Annotated in this window: 3 protein-coding genes; 2 read left to right on the top strand and 1 reads right to left on the bottom strand. The window is 38.9% G+C overall.

The annotated features are described in order from the left end of the window. A partial coding sequence (locus tag IQ242_RS18790; RefSeq protein WP_193961012.1) for an AAA-like domain-containing protein occupies positions 1 to 837 on the top strand: 837 nt, incomplete at its 5' end. A 466-nt stretch (positions 838 to 1,303) separates the two neighbouring features. On the opposite strand, the gene IQ242_RS18785 is transcribed toward IQ242_RS18790, so the two are convergent. Further along, the gene (locus tag IQ242_RS18785; RefSeq protein WP_193961011.1) at positions 1,304 to 2,242 is read right to left on the bottom strand and encodes a WD40 repeat domain-containing protein; all 939 of its coding nucleotides are present in this window, start codon (positions 2,240 to 2,242) and stop codon (positions 1,304 to 1,306) included. Positions 2,243 to 2,701: 459 nt separating this feature from the next. Here IQ242_RS18785 and IQ242_RS18780 point away from each other — a divergent pair, with 459 nt between their 5' ends. Then, complete coding sequence (locus tag IQ242_RS18780; RefSeq protein ID WP_193961010.1) at positions 2,702 to 3,832, top strand: glycosyltransferase family 1 protein; 1,131 nt, start codon at positions 2,702 to 2,704, stop codon at positions 3,830 to 3,832. Positions 3,833 to 3,951 lie beyond the last annotated feature (119 nt).

Here is a 3,951-nt window from a genome sequence, read left to right as displayed (position 1 = left end):
GTTTATATTAATTGTCAAGTGGCAGAAAAGGCGATGTTTGCCAGTTTGGACCGATTTTGTCGCTGGTTTTCGGCAAATGTCAGCCGAGAATTGGGTTTAAAGCCTCAATTAGATGAATATTGGGATGAGGAACTATTTGGCAGTTTAATCAGTTGTCAAACCTATTTTCAGTCCTATCTTTTGGAAAAGATTAACGGGCCTGTTTTTTTGGCCCTAGATAATTTAGACAGAATTTTCGAGTATCCGGACATCGCTAGGGATTTTCTGCCGCTTTTGCGCTGTTGGCACGAAGAAGCTAATAATTTAGAAATCTGGCAGAATTTGCGGTTAGCGATTGCTAATTCCACGGAAATCTATATTCAATTGGACGCTAATCAATCTCCCTTTAATGTCGGTCGTGCGATTAAATTACCCGGTTTTAGCCTCGAACAACTGGAAAACTTGGCTAGTAGCTACGGATTGCCTAAAAATGAGGATAATCAGCGTTTTCTTGGCGATTTAATCGCTCTAGTTGCTGGTCATCCCTATCTTAGCCGTTTGGCCCTGGAAGCGCAGGTGCGCGGGGAAAAAAATATTCTCCCTAATGCTGCTACCCAAGGGGGAATTTATGCGGCACACCTGCGTCATCACTGGGATAATCTGCAAAAACAGCCGGAATTATTGACAGCGATGGGGGAAGTGGTTAATTCTTCCGATAAGGGAGCGCGATTAGAACCGATTACTGCCTATAAACTGGAAAGTATGGGTTTAATTCAGTTAAAAGGCGATCTAGCCCAGCCTAGCTGTCAATTATATCAGCTTTACTTCCGAGAGGAACAAACTGGCAGCGATCTCTAGTGGATAATTATACTAAATCCGTTGAGTACAGGCTACATATCAGGACAGGCACTCATGCAAAGGGGAATAAATAATCAGTTTTTAATAACCGGATTGACTATCACATTTGCAGAAATATCGACAATCAGCAATTAAGAGTGACTCTTAAATTATTACAAATATATCAGCAGCTGCGTGTAAGCATCCCACCGAAAAGCTCATGCGCTCCGGGGTTCGGGTAGGGTTGATTCATGAATCAACCCTACGATGAATCAACCCTACGATGAATCAACCCTACGATGAATCAACCCTACGATGAATCAACCCTACGATGAATCAACCCTAGGGGTTTGGGGGGTAGAACTCCCCAAGAGTCGGGATTGAGTAATAAAATCGGAAGTAACGATCAATTTTGGCAGATAGTTTGCCTTTAAAAATCCCAACTTAGTAGATTTACAAAAATGAGATGCACCCGCTCAAAGATTGTTCAACTTGCTAAAGATTGTAGTTCGGAAGTGGCATAAACTCTAACGATTTTGTCTTGGCAGGCCGTGGCGATATAATTACCATCAGGACTAAAACAAACGGAATAGATTTTCTGGGGATGGGGAATAGAAATAATGGCTTTTCCTGCTTTTAAATCCCATAATTTTAAGCTTTTATCATCACCACCACTGGCTAATAGTTGATTATTAGGACTAACACTAACTGAATTGATATGATCACTATGTTCGCTGAGAGTTTTTGCCTCTGTACCTCTTTTAATATCCCAGATTTTAATAGTTTTGTCTTTGCTGCCACTGGCTAAAAATTTGTTATTACTGCCGAAATCTACCGATAAAATACCTCCAAACCAATCGGAATGACCTTTTAAGGTAATACTGCTTTTTTCTACCAGATTCCAGATAATTACCGTTTTGTCATTTTCGCCGCCACCACTGGCTAAAAGTTGACCATTTTGACTAAATTTAACTGTTAGAACTTTATCGCTATGACCTTGTAAAGTAGAAAGAATTTCTCCAGTTTTTACTGACCATATTTTCACCGTTTTATCTTCACTGCCACTAGCAATAATTTCCCCATCGGGATGAACAGCTACTGCTGTAACTTTATCTTGGTGTCCCGTTAAGGTAGAGATTAATTTTTTAGTTTCTAGTGACCAAATTCTTAGGGTTTGATCATCTCCTCCACTAACCAAAAATCCTTGACAGGGACTAAAAGCAACAGAATTAACTCCCTTGTCCCACCAACCGGCTTTTTCATGTCCTTGTAAACTAAATTTTTGATTTTTTTGCCAATCCCAAACAATAACAGTTAACTCGTTATCTCCACTAGCTAAAAATTGACCATCTTGGGAAAAAGTTAGACATTTAACCTCACCTTCATGGCCTTCTAGGGATTTAAAAGATACTAAACGATTAAACATAGTGAAAACATTAGTTAATCAGTATTTTTCGGTATTACCCGATGTTAGTGGTTCTGTAGGGGACTACTTCATCCCTGAGATAACTTTTCAGAAATCTCCGCTCACCACAAGTACGGGGAAGCTATTGTTCCCTGATTATAACTAATTACAGTGTTTCTCTTCAAGGAGATGCAGCTAATCTAAGGATAGCCTATTAAAATAGGTCTTAGCTTATAAGTACCCGTTGACAATCATAGTAATAGGGTAGGTGAGGGGACAATAATCGAAAAAATTGCCCGATAAATTAAGTATTCACCGTAACCTAGCCCAAAAAAGCTGCTATTTAGGGACGCTATAGGGTAACATTAACTATTAGGGTGGAGTTTATTGCCGATTTTAATCTTGTCCTAACCGAGCAAAATTGACAATTAAATGTGTAATTTTTAAAATATCTATCCCGTCAATCTCATCTAACCGCAAATGCTTAAAATTTTAGTTGATGGTACACCGATAAGACAGAATCCTAGTGGAATTGGATTATATGCTTATCATCTGATTGCCGAATTAGCTAAATTACAAAACCAAGAAAACTTTTCCCTGTCCCTCTGTTTTCAACCATCGGTAAAAAACTGGCTGCGGGGTAATCTTTCTATTCCTGAAAAACTACAATCCTATCCAGAGGTTAAATGTTTACCAATTCCCGTCAGTCTTAGCAATATCTTAACCCGATTTCCTAATCCTCTAATTTCCTATCTAGAAAACTTTCTTGATTCTCCCGATATTCTCCACGGATTGGATCATGTGGTGTATCCTTGTCGTCAGAGTCGCAAAGTTATGACTATTCATGATGTTACTTTTATTAAATATCCTGAGTTTGTCACGGGGATTGTCAAAACCTACACCCAACGGATTAAACAATCTCTACAATGGACAGATTTAGTTATTGCTAACTCCGCAAGTACCAAACGAGATATTATCGAATATTTAGATGTGAACCCAGAGAAAATTTTTGTTACTCCCCTCGCAAGTCGTTATTCTTCTCTCCCCAATCCTCCCTCATCCCGAACTATCACTAAACCCTATTTACTCTTTGTTAGTACCCTAGAACCACGAAAAAATATTATTAATCTCATCACCGCTTTTAACTATCTCAAGGACAGGTATAAATTAGACCATAATCTGATTCTGATTGGCAAAAAAGGATGGAAGTATGAACCAATTTTCGATAAAATATCTCAGTCTCCCTTTCGAGATAGTATTCAACATCTTGATTATCTTGCTGATGACTTAGTTGCGGATTATTATCAAAAAGCCGATGTTTTTGTCTATCCTTCTTTTTATGAAGGTTTTGGATTACCAGTTTTAGAAGCGATGACTTTAGGTTGTCCCGTGGTAACTGCTAATACTGCATCCTTACCCGAAGTCACCGGAGACTCGGCAATATTAATTAATCCCGATAATCCCCTAGAAATTGCCGCAGCAATCTATCAAGTTATTAGTGATACCTCTCTCCGTCAAGAATTAATCACGAAAGGAAAAAAACAAGCGGCAAAATTCTCTTGGCAAAAAACCGCACAAGCTACTATAAAAGCTTATCGTTCTCTTTTATAATAAGTAAGTATTTATAATTAAATTGAAGATGGATCCCCCCTTAATCCCCCCTTGATAAGGGGGGTGCAGATCCCCCCTTAATTCCCCCTTGATAAGGGGGGTACGAATCCCCCCTTAAT

The sequence above is a fragment of the Microcystis sp. LEGE 08355 genome, assembly GCF_015207185.1.
In the GTDB taxonomy this organism is placed as follows: domain Bacteria; phylum Cyanobacteriota; class Cyanobacteriia; order Cyanobacteriales; family Microcystaceae; genus Microcystis; species Microcystis panniformis.
The sequence above is the reverse complement of the archived record's forward strand: the minus strand, read 5'-3'. Positions and strand labels throughout refer to the sequence as shown.

What these genes read in the sequence shown, in the direction of transcription:
- IQ242_RS18785 (WP_193961011.1), bottom strand. Translation starts at nt 2,242, where the DNA reads ATGTTTAATCGTTTAGTATCTTTTAAATCCCTAGAAGGCCATGAAGGT.
- IQ242_RS18780 (WP_193961010.1), top strand. Translation starts at nt 2,702, where the DNA reads ATGCTTAAAATTTTAGTTGATGGTACACCGATAAGACAGAATCCTAGT.